General features: G+C 58.4%; 13 protein-coding genes. 3 read left to right on the top strand and 10 right to left on the bottom strand.

What is annotated here, in order from left to right:
- Positions 1 to 2: 2 nt before the first annotated feature.
- The 7 genes from RBB47_RS10470 to RBB47_RS10440 form a co-directional block, all read right to left on the bottom strand.
- Positions 3 to 890, bottom strand: a complete 888-nt coding sequence (locus RBB47_RS10470; protein ID WP_305985736.1) for an NAD(P)-dependent oxidoreductase — start codon at positions 888 to 890, stop codon at positions 3 to 5.
- A gap of 22 nt (positions 891 to 912) precedes the next feature.
- Positions 913 to 2,199 (bottom strand): TRAP transporter large permease, encoded by a 1,287-nt coding sequence (locus RBB47_RS10465; RefSeq protein ID WP_305985735.1) that lies wholly within the window; start codon positions 2,197 to 2,199, stop codon positions 913 to 915.
- A gap of 3 nt (positions 2,200 to 2,202) precedes the next feature.
- Positions 2,203 to 2,772 carry a TRAP transporter small permease subunit gene (locus RBB47_RS10460; protein ID WP_305985734.1) on the bottom strand — a complete coding sequence of 190 codons (570 nt, stop codon included), beginning with the start codon at positions 2,770 to 2,772 and terminating at the stop codon, positions 2,203 to 2,205.
- 82 nt (positions 2,773 to 2,854) lie between these two features.
- Positions 2,855 to 3,895 carry a TRAP transporter substrate-binding protein gene (locus tag RBB47_RS10455; protein ID WP_305985733.1) on the bottom strand — a complete coding sequence of 347 codons (1,041 nt, stop codon included), beginning with the start codon at positions 3,893 to 3,895 and terminating at the stop codon, positions 2,855 to 2,857.
- 45 nt (positions 3,896 to 3,940) lie between these two features.
- Positions 3,941 to 4,885 (bottom strand): LysR family transcriptional regulator, encoded by a 945-nt coding sequence (locus RBB47_RS10450; protein WP_305985732.1) that lies wholly within the window; start codon positions 4,883 to 4,885, stop codon positions 3,941 to 3,943.
- The gene (locus RBB47_RS10445; RefSeq protein ID WP_305985731.1) at positions 4,882 to 5,676 is read right to left on the bottom strand and encodes a putative hydro-lyase; all 795 of its coding nucleotides are present in this window, start codon (positions 5,674 to 5,676) and stop codon (positions 4,882 to 4,884) included. The genes RBB47_RS10450 and RBB47_RS10445 overlap by 4 nt, the downstream gene beginning before the upstream one ends.
- A gap of 21 nt (positions 5,677 to 5,697) precedes the next feature.
- Positions 5,698 to 7,074 (bottom strand): aminotransferase, encoded by a 1,377-nt coding sequence (locus tag RBB47_RS10440; RefSeq protein WP_305985730.1) that lies wholly within the window; start codon positions 7,072 to 7,074, stop codon positions 5,698 to 5,700.
- 102 nt (positions 7,075 to 7,176) lie between these two features.
- Here RBB47_RS10440 and RBB47_RS10435 point away from each other — a divergent pair, with 102 nt between their 5' ends.
- Positions 7,177 to 8,103, top strand: coding sequence for a LysR family transcriptional regulator (locus tag RBB47_RS10435; RefSeq protein ID WP_305985729.1), 927 nt, complete (start codon positions 7,177 to 7,179; stop codon positions 8,101 to 8,103).
- A 12-nt stretch (positions 8,104 to 8,115) separates the two neighbouring features.
- On the opposite strand, the gene RBB47_RS10430 is transcribed toward RBB47_RS10435, so the two are convergent.
- Genes RBB47_RS10430 through RBB47_RS10420 form a run of 3 tightly spaced genes read right to left on the bottom strand, consistent with a single transcriptional unit; the run spans position 8,116 to position 14,454 of the window.
- Entirely contained in the window at positions 8,116 to 10,530 is a 2,415-nt protein-coding gene (locus tag RBB47_RS10430) for an FAD-dependent oxidoreductase (protein ID WP_305985728.1), read from the bottom strand.
- Positions 10,531 to 10,536: 6 nt separating this feature from the next.
- The gene (locus tag RBB47_RS10425; protein WP_305985727.1) at positions 10,537 to 12,951 is read right to left on the bottom strand and encodes an FAD-dependent oxidoreductase; all 2,415 of its coding nucleotides are present in this window, start codon (positions 12,949 to 12,951) and stop codon (positions 10,537 to 10,539) included.
- Between the two features lie 3 nt (positions 12,952 to 12,954).
- Positions 12,955 to 14,454 carry a trimethylamine methyltransferase family protein gene (locus RBB47_RS10420; RefSeq protein ID WP_305985726.1) on the bottom strand — a complete coding sequence of 500 codons (1,500 nt, stop codon included), beginning with the start codon at positions 14,452 to 14,454 and terminating at the stop codon, positions 12,955 to 12,957.
- Between the two features lie 415 nt (positions 14,455 to 14,869).
- Here RBB47_RS10420 and RBB47_RS10415 point away from each other — a divergent pair, with 415 nt between their 5' ends.
- The gene (locus RBB47_RS10415) at positions 14,870 to 15,961 is read left to right on the top strand and encodes a LacI family DNA-binding transcriptional regulator (protein ID WP_305985725.1); all 1,092 of its coding nucleotides are present in this window, start codon (positions 14,870 to 14,872) and stop codon (positions 15,959 to 15,961) included.
- Entirely contained in the window at positions 15,958 to 17,217 is a 1,260-nt protein-coding gene (locus tag RBB47_RS10410; protein WP_305985724.1) for an extracellular solute-binding protein, read from the top strand. The genes RBB47_RS10415 and RBB47_RS10410 overlap by 4 nt, the downstream gene beginning before the upstream one ends.
- Positions 17,218 to 17,258 lie beyond the last annotated feature (41 nt).

Raw genomic sequence — 17,258 nt, 5'->3', positions numbered from 1 at the left:
GGTCAGTCGGTCCCTGTCGTTTTTGTCTGCTGTTTCAGCGCGGTGAAATAGGAAGAGAAGTCGAGATCCCCTCCGGTCGCTTCGGAAAAACGCGTGAAGGCACGCGCTGCTTCCGCGCCGAACGGCGTGACTTGCCCGCTCATCTCCGCGGCAGCCTGGGCAAGCCGGAGATCCTTGGCCATGAGGCGCGCGGCAAAACCCGGTGCGTACCCGTTCGAGGAAGGTGCAGCGGGAACCACGCCGGGGATTGGGCACCGGTTTTCAAGGGTCCAGCTTTGCGCGGCTGCGCCCGCGCACAACTCGTAAAACTGCGTGGCATCAAGCTTGAGGGCGTCTGCCAGTGCGAAACCTTCGAAAACGGCCATCGCGGTGATGCCGCAAATCATGTTGTGGCAGGCCTTTGCCGCCTGACCGGACCCGGCGGCTCCAAAATGCGTAATCTTCTTGCCGAGGTTTTCCAGCAGGGGACGGGCCCTTGCGACGTGGTCCGCATCGCCGCCGACCATGAAACTCAACCCACCCGACCCGGCTGCTTCCGGTCCGCCGGAGACCGGCGCATCGATCTGCGCAAATCCCTTTTCCAATGCGAGATTGTTCAGCGTCCTGGCGACCTCGACATCAATTGTCGAGCAATCGATCAACAAGGCACCGGCAGATGCGCCGTGCAACACCGTTTGCCGATAAACGTCAGAGACATGCTCCGCCTCGGGCAGCATTGTCATGATCACCTGCACATCATGCAGAGCAGAAGCATCTGGAGCAATCGCGCCTTCGAAGCGCTGACGCATTTCCGAACTGATATCCATGCCAAGCACGTCGTGGTCGGCTGCACGTAACGTCCGTGCCATCGGTCGACCCATAGTACCCAGTCCGACGAAGGCTATTTTCATCGCTTTTCCTCTAGACAAACTCTTATCGAAGTAACAACGCCGGTAACCATGTGGCGAGCCCTGGAAACACCGAGAGGAGAACCACCATAATCGCCATGGCGCCGACGAATGGAAGAGCACCCACCATGACGTCGGTCATAGCGCCTCGACCGCGGACGCCTTGAACCACATACAAATTCAGCCCGATTGGTGGCGTGATCAAAGCCGTCTCTATGAGGATCATCATGACGATTCCGTACCAGACAGGATCAAAACCGAGGCTAAACATCAGTGGAGCTATGATCGGGATCGTCGTTATCATCATCGACAACGTTTCCATGAAGCAGCCAAGGACAATGTAGAATATTACGACCACCAGCAGCATTTGCATCGGTGTGAGACCGAGCGCCGTGACGAATTCATTGAGTTGTCTGGTAAGGCCGATCCCCGAAAGGATCATATTCAAAATATAGGCCGCGATGATGATGAGAACGATCATGGCCGTTGTAACGACGGTACCTTCAAGCGCTTCATTCAGCATCTTCCAGTTTAGCCGTCCACGGCTCGCCGCAATGATCAATGCGGCAACAACACCAAGGGCCGCAGCCTCGGTCGGGGTCGCAAACCCTGCATAAATCGAACCGATCACGACGGTGAAAACAAAAATCGGAGGCAGCACCCCCAGCGTCCCGGAGAACCGCTCCGCCAAGGTGTAATGCACTCTATGACCGGCCGTTTTCGGCCTCAGGAGGACAATCGTGATGATCATCAGCATGAACAAGCCCGCCAACATCAATCCCGGGATAATCCCGGCGAGATAAAGCTGAGGAACGGAAGTGTTGGTCAGGATGCCATAAATGATCAGATTTACAGATGGCGGAATAAGGATCCCCAGCGTGCCGCCGGCCGCCAGGGTCCCCAGAAAGAGTTGCGGCCCATATCCGTGGCGATCGATTTGTGGCACCGCCACCGTGCCAATGGTCGCTGCCGTTGCAACGGAAGAACCGGAAGTCGCTGAAAAGAGCGCGCAAGCACCAACATTGGCATGCATAACCCCGCCCGGCAGCCAACCGAGCCATTTTGCAAGCGCGTCATACATGGCATCTGCAACGCCTGACCGCAGCATGATCTCGCCAAGCAACACAAACAACGGGATCGCCATGAGCAGAAACCCGGAAGACGCGGTCCAGGCGACTTCACCCGACGCCAGATAGAGCGGCAGGAAGCCGTACACCCGATCGAGTGTTATCGCCATGACCCCAAGTGCTGCTGCAATCGGTAAGCTTAGTCCGATCAAAACAATCAGCAGGACAAGCGCCGTCAGCAACATGACTTATGCCCTTTCCTGCGCGTCTCGTGTTTCGTCTCCAGCTTCTTCTTCGGCGCCCCGCACACCCGCGATTTCGTGAGCAAGCACCCAGTTTTGACGCAAAACCGCCCGGGCATGCTCGACAATCAGCAACAAGGTGACTGCGCCGAAGACCCAAAAGCCGATGGCCCACAATCCATGAGGGATCCATCGTGGAATCCGCATTTGGCTGTTCGAAACAGCTCCTGTCTGCCAGGAGTCCTGCAGAAGTCCGGTCGCGAACCACGCCAAAAACACAGCGAACAAGAACATCGAAACAAGCGCGAGCGAATCCAGCACTGCTTGCAATTTGTTGGGTAAGCGAGACTGCAGAATGTCGATGCGAACGTGGGCGCGCCGGATGATAGCGAGCGAACAGCCCCAGGTTACGGTGACGGCCAAGACATAGCCGCCAAGCTCATCCACGCCGACGACGCTAATGCCGACAAATTTGCGTGCCAAAACCTCTGTCGTGATCACTGCAACGGCGGCCAAGAGCGCAAAGCCGCACAAACGAGCCATCCACGTCGCAATACGATCTGCAAAAAGATACATCGGATTGCCATTTTCAGAGTGAGCACTGGGCGCACTGCGCGCATCCGGAAAACGCGCGCAGGACAGTTTATCGTTTACGCAATCACTTGATTTCGACGCCGACGACCTTGCCCACGGTTGAGTTCCAGGTGGAGACGCATTCCGTGCCGCATTGTTCTCCCCAATTCGCCAGCACGACGTCCCGAAGTATCTTGTCGCGCAGCGCGATGTCTTCGTCGGACACCGGCACGCGCGTCATCGACCCGGGGTTATCCCGCGTGCAGGCTGGCTCGCCCGCGTTACATGCAAAACCCTCAACCGTTTCGCTGCCCGCACCGTTCCAGACTTCGTCCTGAAATGCGGCGATCTGGTCAATCAGGAACTCTTGCACCTGTGCGTCCAAACCATCCCAAACGTCCCCGTTGGCGACCAGCACGACCGGCGACCAGGCAATCGGAAGTTCGTAGATATGGGTGGCAACCTCGCTCCAACGGGCGTTAAACCCCGACATGGAGCCGGTTATCGCACAATCGATCACGCCGGTCTGAAGTCCCTGCACAACTTCACCGAAACTCATGGACACGGCCGTTGCACCAAGGGCTTCGACGAAGTCACCAATTGCTGACCCGGAGGCGCGAATTTTGCGCCCTTCTAGATCGGACAGTCCCGTCATGGCATCGCGGCAATAAACCACCTGCGCAGAATAAGGATAAACGCCGAGCAGTTCCGCTCCGTAAGCCTTGCGATACTCTTCCGCCATGACTGGTTGCCAAGCATCGGAGATCGCCCGTGCGGTCTCGATGTCGGGTGCCAAACCTGGCAGATCATTTCCTCCGTTCAGCGCGTTGTCACCGATCAGATAGCCCATGGGGGTTTCGGCAAATTGAAGCGCACCATCCTGGATTAGGCGCATGATCTCCGACCCATTCATTCCGAGTTCGTTAAAGGGCCGGATCTCCGAGGTAATCGCTCCTCCCGAAGCTTCGGGCAGCTTGGAAGTAAAAAATGGTTGGGTGAAATCGGTGTACATCGACACCATTCCCCACGACCCGACAACGTTCAGCTTGGTTTTGGGAAGATCTTGCGCAACAACAGACACAGACGAGATTGCAAGAGCACATGCGGACAAGATTGGCAGCTTCATCTTATACACTCCCTGAAAGATACGCCTTCAGGTTAAGCGAGCGAATTAGATCGAATCCAATTGTCGTTTTTTGTTTATGGCCATCGAATTTTCCGATTGCGCTTTGACCCATTCTTTTGCAACGCCCGCTGCAATCTCCGCAGCCTCACGCGCCAGATCATTGCCGGGCTCCGTGCGATAAGATGCTGTGAATGAAAGAGGATTCAGCATCACTGGAGTATCCAGCTCTACCATGTTGCCCGCCGAAATGAACTGCTGCGCATAGACCTTCGGCGTGGTGCAGATCGCCAAGCCGGCCTGCGCAATGGCAACACTCGCGCCCAGGGCGTTCGAAGAAAACAATCGCGGCGCCGCCAGACCCGCACTCCGTAGTTTTTCGGTGAGTTCGATATAGGGGCGCGAGTTGGTTGCATAGCTCAGGATTGGATAATCTGCGAGGTCCGAGAGCGATATCTCACACAGCCGAGCCAAAGGATGATCGGGCGCTGAAACCCAAATCATCGGGAATTCGATTAAGGGTATGTTGGCAACCCGTGCGTTTGACACAGGCCCCATCAGGAAAGCCAGGTCCAGGCCACGGTCAATCAGGTGATCTCTTTGGTAGTCAGTGTTTTCAACGTTGATCTCAATCGTGGAATCAGGAAACGTTCGCGAAAATGCCTCGAAAAACGGAGGCAAAATCGTCAAGGTGAGTGTTTCTGAGACCCCCAAGCGCAGCCTGCCCTCTCGTTTGGGTTCCTTCCCGACAGCACGGGCCATGCGATCCATGCCCGCAACGATTTCGGCGGCATGATCGAGCAACGCGCGCCCCTTTGGTGTCAGGGAAACAGAATTCGGCGCCCGAATGAAAAGGGATGCCCCCAAGTCCCGTTCTAATCCTGCGATACGCGCGGAAACCGTAGACTGCGTGGTGTTGAGTTGACGGGCAACTTTTCCAAAGTGGCGCAAATGCGCAAGAGCGATAAACGTTTCCAGCGTAACCCGCTTCATGACACTGAATTCAAGAGTTGGTTCCAGGTGTCAGGCACGTCACAGACAAGCATTTTTCCTGGGCTGTGAGTTATCGCAAAGGCTAAACAAGCGCGTCGCAGCACGGCTTGCGGCGTCACACCACAAGCCCAGAACACCGGCACGCCAGCGTCGCCTGGAGGATCGCCGTAGTCGGGTTGGTGGAGCGCTTCGATGCCGATCTCGCCAGGGTCGCCGATATGAACAGGTGTCCCGTGACACTGTGGGAAATTGCCCGAAATCTCGACCACATCTTCAAGACGATGCTCGGGTATGCGCCGCATTGAGACAACCATGTTGCCGCCAAAAGGACCCGATTGAAGCAATGGCAAATTGGTATCGTACATCGCAACCTTGCGACCTGCGTCCACATGGGGCAGCGATATGCCAGCGGCAATCAGGGAAGCCTCGAAACCGTACGAACATCCGATTGCAAAGGTCACAAGGTCATCTCTCCAGAAAGAAAAAATGTCTTGTGCTTCCTCCAACGGTGTTCCGTCGCGCCAGATACGGTAACCCGGTAAGTCGCTCCTTACATCGATTTCGCTGCCAAGCACCGGAAGTCGCGAGCTGCCTGGCTCTGAAACAGCGAGCAACGGACATGGTTTGGGATTTAGCTCGCAGAAGGTTCGAAAATCGGCGGAATGCTCTCGTGGCAAGATGACGATGTTTGCCTGCATGCGACCGGGCGCGCACCCGGCCGTCGATTGTTGAAACCGACCAGCCCTGATTTCGGCTCTCAGTGCTTTGAGATCCAGCTGCAAACTGTCCATTGCCGACCCCCTGCCCTTGGATCAGACCCTGCCCCGTACAACGGCCCAGGCATCATCAAGTGCGGCCTGGAAACGGTCTGCGGCGATCTCGATTTCGTCTTCCTTGATGATCAGCGGCGGCATGAAACTCATTCGGTCACCGATGGCTCTGAGGTAAAGCCCCCGATCGTGCGCGAAATTCTGAACCAGCTCACCGACTTTCCAGGACGGGTCAAACGGTTCGCGCGTTCTGGCATCCCTAATCAGCTCGAAGCCGCAGAACAGGCCGACGCCGCGCACCTCGCCAACCAGCGGGTGATCAGAAAGCGCGTGACACCGGGCCAGGAAGGTTTCGCTCACCTTGCGCACGTGGCCGACCAGGTCGATTTCATCATAGATGTCGAGCGCTTCCAGGGCGACGGCGGCGCCTACTGGATGACCGGCATAGGTATAACCATGTCCGAAAACGCCGACCTCGTCGGAATTCTTCATCATGTCGCTGTACATCCCGTCCTTGAACATCAGGGCCGAGATTGGAAAAAACGCCGCTGAAAGCGCCTTTGCACAAGACACCATGTCAGGCTCAAGCCCCCAGGTCTGCGAACCCCACAGGTTGCCGGTGCGGCCAAATCCGCAAACCACTTCATCGGCAACGAACTTGATGTCGTATTTGCGCAAAACCGCCTGCATGGCGTTCCAGTATCCTTCCGGCGGCATCAGCGCGCCGCCGCCCGAGATGGCAGGCTCTGCAAAGAAGGCCGCAACGGTTTCCGGGCCTTCGGACAAGATCAGATCCTCGAACCGTGCCGCCATGCGCGCCGAGAACTCCTCTTCACTTTCGCCGTCGATGTGGAAGCGGTAGTAATTCGGCAGCTCGGTGTGTTTGAACTCCGGCAGCGGAAGCCCGAACTTGGCATGCATATGCGGCTGTCCGGACAGCGACACCGTCGCAACGGTATTGCCGTGGTACCCGCGCACCCGTCCAATGATCTTCCGCCGGTTCGGCATGCCGTTGGCAGTGTTGGTGTACCAGAGCAGCTTGATTGCCGTGTCGTTCGCCTCAGAGCCCGAGCACTGGAACATGACGCGGTTCATGCCGCCCGGAGCCAATCCGATGAGACGCTCGCCCAGCTCCGCCACCCGTGGATGAGACCTGTTGTAGAAGGTCGGTGCGAAAGGCAGCGTGTTCATTTGGCGCATTGCTGCATCGGCCAGCCGCTCGTTGTGATAGCCGAGGCTGACGCAACCGAGACCGGAAAACCCGTCGATGATCTCCCGTCCCTCGCTGTCGTAGATGAAAACGCCTTTGCCATGCGTGATCATGGTCGGACCGTGTTCTGCATGCTGGCGCAGATTCGACTGAGGGTGCACGTGGTGGGCGATGTCCGCTTTGATCGAGTGCTTGGCGTCGGCGTTCATGTCGGGCTCCAATCGAATTCACCGCTTCGATTTCGCACCCACCTTGACTGAAATCCAATCTCGAAGTTTTCTCACTTTTGTGAATCAATTTCAGGCTACACAATGAAACCACTGCTCGATCTGCGACATCTCCAACTGATCCAAGCCATCATCGAAACCGGGCGTATAACCGATGCAGCAGAAAAACTCGGAGTGACCCCGTCGGCGCTGTCGCACCGCTTGCGCGAGGCGGAACGCCGGCTGGACGTGCCGCTGTTCACGCGGATGCACAAACGCCTGCGCAAGACGCCAGCGGCCGAACACATGGCCGTCGTTGCCGAACGGATCCTGAGCGATCTCAGCCGTGCCGAACAGGACGTCAGGCGCATGAATGCCGGCATCCAGCACGTCGTGCGCCTGTCGGTTGAAGCCTACAGCAACTATCGCTGGCTGCCCTCCTTCATCCGGTATCTCAAGGCACGAACCGATGGGATCGATCTTCAGATCATGGCCGGCGCAAGGAGCAATCCGCTTGCCGGGGTGCAGAACCGGCATATCGACATTGCGGTTGTCTCCGGCAACGTTGCCCAGGCCGGACTGTCCACGATACCGCTCTTTGAAGACCCGCTTCTCTATATTATGTCACCGACCCACAGGCTCGCAGACCGGGCCTTCGTCGAGGGATACGATATTGTTGGGGAACCCTTCATCACCTACACGAAGGTGCCCGAACCCGACCGGGAGTTTGCGCGTCTGTTCCGTCCCACCGACAGCTATCCTCAATGGGCAGCGACAGTCGAACTGCCCGAAGCCATTGTCGAATTGGTCGCCTCTGACCTTGGAACAAGCGTGCTTTCGAGCTGGGCGCTTCAGACCGCACTCGATGAAGGGCGCATTGTCGGTGCACGCGTCACCGAGGAAGGTGTGACCCTACCCTGGTGCGCGGTCTTGCGCACGGAAGACATGGACGAAGACGATCCCATCCACTCCGTTGCCAAACTTCTGGCCGACTGGTGCCGGGAGCCGGATGCAGGGTTCCACGTAAGATAACGGTACTGGGTCTCAGTCGCGCATTCTGGAGTTGGACGGATCATAAAGTCCGCGCACACTTGCGAATGCTTCGACCGGGCGTCCCGCCACCGTGACTTGATATTCAGCGTCTGCCAGTTGCTTCAGCGAAACACCCTCGGGCCAGGTCACGTAGCCCATGCCTATCGCGGTGCCTGTTGACCAGCCGTAGCTTGCGGACGTCAGGCGGCCAACGATTTCACCATCTCTCAGGATCGGTTCCTTGCCGAAGACCAGCGCGTTCGGGTCAGCAAGCCGGAACAACAACAGCCGGGTGTCCGGGCCAGCTTCTCGCCTCTCCAGGATCGCTTCCTTGCCAACAAAATCCGTTTGAAAATTGCAGGCAAAGGTCAGCCCGGCATCTACCGGACTGTCAGAGGGACCAACATCGTGTCCCCAATGCCGAAAGCCTTTTTCGATCCTGCAGGAGTCGACCGCCATGCCGCCACACAGCCTCGGGGCTTCAGGTGAAACGGCCAGCGTCTCAAAGGCGTGCTGTGCAAATTCGGAGGGAACATGCAACTCCCAGCCAAGTTCCCCGACATAGGTTATCCGCTGTGCGCGAACGGGCGCATGACCCACATAAATGTTCTGCCACGTGGCAAACGGAAACGCGTCGCCGGCAAGGTCCGTATCTGTCAGTTTCTGAAGGAAGTCTCGTGAGCGCGGCCCCATAACGGCGAGCGTTGCTTCCGAGGACGTGATGTTGGCGACACTGACACCGGTCTCGCGCAAAGAGGTCTTCAACCAGTATCCTGTCTGAGGTTCAGCTCCCGCAGACGCCATGACCAGATACTGGTTCGCTGCAAGGCGCGCGACTGTTACATCGGCTTCGATCCCGCCTTGATGGTTGAACATGTGCGTATAGAGCAGCGAACCGGGTGGTGATGTCATATCCGCTCCGCACAGGCGCTGCATCTGTCGTTCTGCATCAGCGCCCTCGACCAGAAACCGTCCGAAGGTCAGGTCGATCATGCCAAGATCGGTTCGCAGCGCCTCATGTTCACCGCGCCATGCATCGAACCACGGCTGACGGCCAAACCCGTCGGTGAATTCGGCACCGTAAACAAGCGGCCTTTCCCAACCGTTTGCACTGCCGAATTGCGCGCCAGCCGCTTTCAGATGCGCAAAATAGGGCGTCCGGCGCAAACCGCGCGCCTGTTCCTTGCGCAGGTATGGCCAATGCATGGCGTAGGCGTGGGACAGCGTTTCGGCCGCCTTGACCGCAGTGTAACGCGCCGCGTTCAGGCCCGGCACTATCCGGCGGCTGTCGACGTCGGTCAGGTCCATGGTCATGTGACCTGCCATGATCCACTCGGCCAGTGCCTTACCGGCGCCTGGCCCGTTTTGAATGCCGGTGGAATTGAACCCGGCTGCGACCCAAAGACCTTTTACCTCAGCAAACGGCCCGAGATAGTGTTTGGCGTCGGGTGTGAAGCTTTCCGGACCATTGAAGAATTTCCTGATCCCGGAGTTTGCAAGTGAAGGAACCCGTTCCATTGCGGCTTCCAGAACCGGATAAAGATGCTCCTCGTCGCAGGGCAGTTCGTCAAACTCGAACCGGTCGGGAATTCCGCCTTCAGGCAACCAGGGCGTTGCGTTCGGTTCGGAGCAACCAATCAACAGCTTGCCGGCGTCTTCCTTGTAATAAGCGTACTCGTCCATGACCCTGAGGACCGGCAGATCACCGGAAACACCCTCGATCGGATCCGTGACGACATAATAATGGTTGGTGCTGTTCAGCGGCACATGAACGCCATGCGACAGACCAAAGTCCCGTGCCCACATTCCGGTTGCGTTGACAACATGTTCGGCGCGCACCAGCCCCCGTTCCGTCTCGACACCGGCAACCTTGCCTCGTTCCACAACGATCCTGTCGACCTTGCAATCTTCAAATATCAGTGCCCCGCCGGCTCTTGCCCCTTTGGCAAGCGCCATCGTCGTGTCGATCGGATTGGTGTAACCATCTCCGGGAAACCAGAACGCGCTCTCCGCGCCATGCGCCGACAACAACGGCCATCTTTCCACGGCCTCTGAAATGGCAATTTCAGCCGCCCGGATACCGCAGCCATGCGCGTAGTCAACCTTGCGTCGCAATTCTTCGGTGCGCGCCTCGGTCAGGGCGAGCGTGATCGAACCGTTACGTTTAAAGCCGGTGTTCTGACCCGTCTCGCTCTCAAGGCGCTCCATGAGATCGAGACCATATCTGGCAAGCGCACTCATGACCGGAACGGCCTGGGCCTCGCTTACAAGACCGGCCGCATGCCAGGTCGTGCCACTGGTCAGTTTCTTGCGTTCAAAGAGCGCAACGGACCAGCCCGCTCTCGCCAGATGATAAGCTGTCGCACAGCCGACGATCCCTCCGCCGACAACGGCAACCTGGACGTCCGATGGAAGAGGCTTCGTCATTCTGGGTTAGCTCTTCAGGCGGCTGTTTTCAGGATCATAAAAAGGCAATTCGGTCACCGTTGCGCGCTCAGGGTTTCCCAGAATTTCGATGTCAAAAACGTCACCAGGCACGGCCGCGACCGTCAGGTAGCCAAGCGCAATGCGTTTGCAGATGCGAAAGCCGGTCCCGCCGGAACTCACATATCCGACCGGTTTGCCGTCCCGCAAAATCAGATCGGATGACAGCGGATCGGGCCCGTAGCCGTCCAGAACAAAGCCGGTGAAATGATAGTCCTTGGGCTGTTTGGCTTGTTCATAAAACGCTTCACGCCCGACGAACCTGTCTTTCTTCTTGCTGACGAACCGGTCGAGCCCGGCGTCGAAGGCCGTATACTCAACACCGAAATCGGCACCCCAGCCGTGGTAGCCCTTTTCAAGCCGCAATGCGTTGAGGGCGTAGGAGCCAAACTGGACAATCTCGTCAGTTGCTCCTTCGCGCATGATCGCGCCGTAAACCGTCTCAAGATCTTCACTGCGCATGTGAAGCTCCCAGCCGAGTTCGCCGACATAGGAAATCCGAAGGGCAATCACATTCGCACCGGCGATCGTGATTTCGCGCACCGACATCCACGGCGCTTCGTGCTTTGAAAGATCAGCATCGGTCAAGGGCTGCAGAATCTCGCGCGATTTCGGGCCCATGACCATCAGCGCTGCATCGAAAGCCGACCCGCGTTGCAATGTCACCCCTGCTTCCGGAAGGAATTGGACCATCCAGTCATGATCACGCTGGTCGGCAAGCGTAGGTCCACACAGGAGGTACCTGTTCTCCGCCAGCCGCGCGATCGTCGCTTCGGACCAGACCTTGCCTTTTGGTGTCAGCATGTAGCTCAGCTTGACGCGTCCAACGGCCGGCATCGCACCGCAAAACACATGATCCAGGAATCCGGTGGCGCCTGGTCCTTCCACCTCGTAGCGGGTGAAACCTCCATGGTCCATGACGCCGGCCCGATCGCGAATACCTTCGCTTTCCGCACGAACCGCCTCGTGCCAGGCCTCGTGATGGAAGGAGAGTTCGCCGTTGTCTTTGGCTGCATCTGTCTCGAACCAGAACGCACGCTCCCAACCCGCGACCTGACCGAAAACGGCGCCCTGGTTCTTCAGGGTCTCATAGAGCGGTGTTCGCTGGACCGGTCGTGCCGATTTCCAGATCCGGTGCGGATACGGGATCGCATATTGGTGCTCATAGAGCTCGCTGGCGCGCTTCGAGGTGTAGTCGAAGGTTGCCCAGTCACCGAAGCGGCGCGGATCCCACATGGACATATCCCATTCCGGCTCACCCTCTGTGATCCATTCCGTCAGGGTCTTGCCCGCTACAGCCGAATGGGTGATGCCAACTGGAAAACAGCAGGCATGATAAAAGTTCGGCAGCCCGAAGGCCGGCCCGCACAACGGCGCTCCGTCCGGACTGTAGGGAATGGGTCCGTTGATAAACCGGCTGACGCCGGCCTCGCCCAGGATCGGCACATGGCTGAGCGCCGCCTCAAGCACTTCGGCGATGTCATCGACGCTGTCCGGGAACAATTGATTGGCGAAACAGTCCGGCGTGCCATCCAGCCAGGCCGGACGCCCCTCGTGGCCGTAGGATCCGAGCAGGAGGCCGTTCCGTTCGCGGCGGAGGTAGTACATGATGTCCGGGTCACGCACGAGCGGGAAATTCTTGGGGTCCGCCTCCAGCTCCGGCAGGCTTTCCGTCACAAGGTACTGGTGCTCGAGTGTCACCACCGGCAGGCTTTGCCCGACCATTTCACCAACCACCCGGCCATAGTAGCCACTGGCGTTGACGACGGTTTCACAAACCACATCGCCCTTGTCGGTTGCAACAAGCCACGCGCCACCAAGCTGGCGGGTGATGCCGGTGACTTGCGTGAAACGCGCGATTACCGCTCCGAGATCACGCGCGCCCTTGGCAAGTGCCTGCGTCAACTGGCTCGGATCGACGTCGCCTTCATAAGGGTCATAGATGCCGCCAAGGACGCTTTCGCCAGACCTGAAATAGGGATGCATGGCATCCATCTCGGTGGGCGACAGCATCGCGAGATCATAGCCGAGCCCCTTGGAGATACCGACCAGGTGCCGGAAAAAATCCATGCGCTCGGGCGTATGGGCGGGCCAGAAGGCTCCTGTATGGCGGTAGGTGATCGGATAGTCGACCTCGGCACCGAGATCCTTGTAAAGGCGCCAGGCATAGTTCCCGGCCCGCATGCCGCCCCAACTATTGGCATAGGTTGGAATGTTACCGGCCGCGTGCCACGTGGACCCGCTGGTGAGTTCGTTCTTCTCGATTAACAGGGTGTCTGTCACCCCGGCTTTCGCCAGATGGTAGAGGATTGAAACGCCGACGGCGCCGCCCCCGATAATGACAACCTGCGCGTGGCTCTTCATCGGCTAGAGCCCTTCTGAAAGGTGAATGGGAAGACGCTCGCGCAAGACGGCCTCGATGTCCGCAGGCAAATGCGTCGGCACCGGCAGCGCCTCGATCTCCGAAACCCGGGCGATCGCCTTGTCCCAGACCGTCAGGGCTCCCGCCTCCAGCCAGTCGCTGACGCTCTGCCGGTCGCCGAGGCTTGGATAAAGATATTCCTTGGTCATGAGATCCAGGGTCTGAGCGGTTCCAAGGAAGTGCCCTTCGCCCGTCACCACCTGTTCAATCATATCCAGGTCAATCGACCCGTCGAACAGTTCGACCCCGCGCACCGTGCGCATGATGGCGCCGCACATGTCATTGTCGATGACAAGCGCTTCCTTGCTGGCGACCATGATCGAGCCGAGCATGCCGACGCTGAGGTTGATCATGTCCGCGCCTGCCTGTGCAGACAGCGCAATCGTGTAGCCTTTTTCGTAGCCCGACTGCGCGTCCGCGGTCTTGGCATCGGTCATGCCGGCGGAGACCGTGGAAGGAATGCCGAGGTTCAACAGCAGCTGAGCCGCTGCCGCATTGGCCACAGCCGCCTCCCCGGAGCCGCCTGTCATTGCCCCTGTCCGCAAGTCGGAGATAAATGCCAGAAACGCAAGAATGCAGGGGAAGCCCGGTTTCATCATGTTGACCAGCACCAGCCCTGCAAGAGATTCGGCAAGCCCTTGTGCCAGTGCACCTGCAAGGGCAGCCGGGCTTGTCGCCCCGGCCTGTGCCGCCGAACAGATCTGCAAGGGCATTCCCAGCCGGACACATTCCTGCATCACCTCGCAAGCCTCTTCTGCGAGCGTCAGCGGCGGCACCACGTGGCAGACAGAGGCAAAGCAGAAGGGCTGCGCGGCAAAGGATGTTTCTCCGAGTGCCGCATCCAGCATGCCGACCACCGGTGCAACATTGGCCGGTTCAAAGAAGCTTGTTCCGATGGGCTTGGAGGTTGCCTTCAGCCCGGCAAAGGCCGTGTTGATGTCCAGCACGAACGGGTCGGTCATGTCCCGGGCGACAACGGGGCGCAGCGAATAGTGAATGTTGTCGCATGCATCGACGACACGCATCAGGGAATAAAGATCTTCAAGCGTGCTGTCGCGGAAGGTCTGCGTCGCCGCCTCAAGAACCTGGACTGCTGCCCCGCCTGTGCCGATGTGAACGCGGCCGCCGCCGACTTCTATCCCGCGCTCCTGCACGAAGCCGGGCAGTTCGACGCGTTTGCATGCGCGCGCGATCATGTCCTCAACGAGCGGCCTTGAAAAGGTGATCCTTCCGTCGCTGCGTTCATTGGCGCCGTTGTCAAGAGCCAGCGACCGAATATCGGAGGGCGCACCGCCGACACCGATCTGCTCCAGGATTGCGAACGCCGAGTTGGTAATGTCCCTCAGCTTTTCGTCTGTCAGCGGGGCGAAGCGCCCGCCAATTGGCGGCTGCAGTGGTGTTGGTTCCGCACCGCTTGCCTTGCGTTTCAGTCTTGACCGGCGCATCGATGCCTTTCCGCAATCACTCTCTTCAGCGGAGTGTCATCGAAGAAACCGTCAAAACCAATTCAAAAAAGAGCGGAATTAAATGAATCAATTTCAGCCATATTCGGATCGTACGCGAATTGCCTGAGATTTTTCCGTCGCGGACTCTGGATTCGCCTCGGTTGGCACACTCCGGTGCTCGAATTGATCGGTACGCCTCCATCGCGGCCGCGTCGTCCCGAGACGCACTAACTCCGTTTGCGCCCACCTCATACAAGGCACTGCCTAATGCACTGAAAAATAGGCATAAATCTCTCCTTCAAGCTGCGAAAAGCAACAAGTTGAAGCCAACAGAAGTCGCCTGAAGGGAAATATTTGCTTGACTATGACACCGGTGTCATGACATCGATGTCATAAGAAAATCAGAGGGCAACCAGTGGCTACCATTTATGACGTTGCAAAAAAGGCAGGCGTGTCACCGAAAACGGTAAGCCGCGTCCTGAACCAGGATGCTCCCGTGTCCCAGAAGACACGTGAAGCGGTTACGGCCGCCATGAATGCGCTCGGATATGTTCCCTCCCATGCCGCCCGGTCGATGAAATCCTCAAAGTCCGGGCTCATCGGTCTCGTCACCGGCGCCATCAGCAACGCCGACGAAGCTGTATCGCCCGCCGGTCTGCCGGAACTTTTCATTGTTCAAGGGGCGCAGGCCATCATAGAGACCTCCGGCAAGACGCTGCTAATTTCAGATACCGGTGGCAGAGCGGACCGTGTCCCTGCCCTCATCAGAACCTTTCAGGAGCATCGCGTGGAAGGCATCTTGTATGTTGCCGACTTCCATAAACCGCTGGATTTTGCGCTACCCGGCGAGAACATCCAAAAAGTGCTAATCAATTGCTTCGACGACAGCGGCACGCCTGCCGTCGTTCCCGACGATGAAGGCGGTCAGTATGAGCTGACGCGCGAAGTTGTTGCCGCCGGCCATCGCCGGATCGCCTATCTGACCCTCGCGCCGGGAATGGTTGCGACAAAACTGAGGCTCGCCGGATTCCGGGCAGCGCTTGAAGAAGCCGGAATTGAGCATGATCCGGAGCTGGTGATGGCGACCGACCTGTTTGGCTCGCCGGGAGAGCACCAGCTGATCTGGGATGCGATTGAAAAGTTTTTTGCACTCGACAATCCCCCCACAGCAATCTGTTGCGGCAACGACCGCCTTGCCATGGCCGTTTACGGAATTCTGCGCAAGCGCGGCATCGCGGTGCCGGAAGAAGTCTCCGTCGTCGGATACGACGACCACCGCCTGATATCTGAAACGCTTTTCCCTGCATTGACCACGGCGGAGTTGCCTTACAGCGCGATGGGAGCGCGCGCCGCCCAACTGCTTTTGGACCTTTTGTCCGACCCGGCCAAGCCCTTGCCCGGTGCGCCTATCCGCATCAGCGGGCAGGTTCAGCGCCGCGGTTCGCTAGTCCGGCCGGGCCAGATGCAGGGTAACGTAATCAACCTGAATGGGAGGAACGAGAAATGAATAAAACGCTGATCCTGAGCGCATTGATCGCGGGAAGCCTGACGGGCTCCGCCCTGGCCCAGACAGAACTGAGCCTTTGGTACCACGGCGCCGGAAGCGCCAATGCAGAAGAGGCGCTGGTCAACCAGCTCGTCGAGGAATTCAATGCCAGCCAGTCCGACTGGACAGTGGTCATCGAAACGTTTCCCCAGCTTGCCTACAACGACGCTGTCGGAGCCGCTGCGCTCGCCGGAAAACTGCCAGACATTCTGGACGTGGACGGGCCGGTCATGCCGAACTGGGCCTGGGCGAACTACATGCAGCCTCTTGGCATCGACGAAAGCACCCTAGAAGGCTATTTGCCGGGACCGATCGGCCGCTGGAACGGCGAAGTCTATTCGGTCGGCCTGTGGGACGCAGCGGTCGCGCTGACGACACGGCGCTCGACCCTTGAAAAATACGGCATCAGAATACCGACGCTTGAAACACCCTGGACGCTGGACGAATTCAACAGCGCCCTGGAAACGATCAAGGCATCCGGCGACTTCGAGTACCCGCTCGATCTGGGCATGGCCTGGAAGGGCGAATGGTATCCTTACGCGTTTTCGCCCTTCCTGCAGAGCTTCGGCGGCGACATCGTGGACCGGGATAGCTATCAGAGCGCTGAAGGCATTTTGAATGGCGACGAGGCACTCGCCTTTGGCGAATGGTGGCAGTCTCTCTTCACAAATGGGTATGTGCCCGGCACCAGTCAGGATTCTGCTGACCGCGAAACCGGACTGCTTGAAGGCAAATATGCAATGTCCTGGAACGGCAACTGGGCCGCCTTGCCGGTTGTCGAAGCGTTCGGCGACGATGTCTTGTTCCTGCCGGCGCCTGATTTCGGCAACGGTTCAAAGATCGGTGCCGCGTCCTGGCAATTCGGCATCTCCGGAACCTCCGAGCATCCAGAAGGTGCCCGCGCCTTCATCGAATTTGCACTGCAGGACAAATGGTTTGCCGCCTTCTCCGACGGCACGGGCCTGATACCGGTTACGGCCAGCGCGGCCGAAGCGACCGAAAACTACAAGCCCGGCGGACCATTGGAAGTGTTCTACGGCCTCTCGAAGGAACAGGCACTCCTGCGCCCGGTAACACCAGGATACATCGTCCAGGCAAAGGTGTTTGAAAAGGCGCTGGCCGATATCGCGAACGGCGCTGACGTCGCCGATACGCTCGACGCGGCCGCGGACGAAATCAACGAAGACATCGAAAACAACGGCGGTTACGGCCACTAAACCGATCCTCCCTGGGCCGTCCGGCGAAAGCCGGGCGGTTC

This window comes from Roseibium sp. MMSF_3544 (genome assembly GCF_030732845.1).
Lineage (GTDB): Bacteria > Pseudomonadota > Alphaproteobacteria > Rhizobiales > Stappiaceae > Roseibium.
This window is presented reverse-complemented; position numbering and strand designations above follow the sequence as displayed.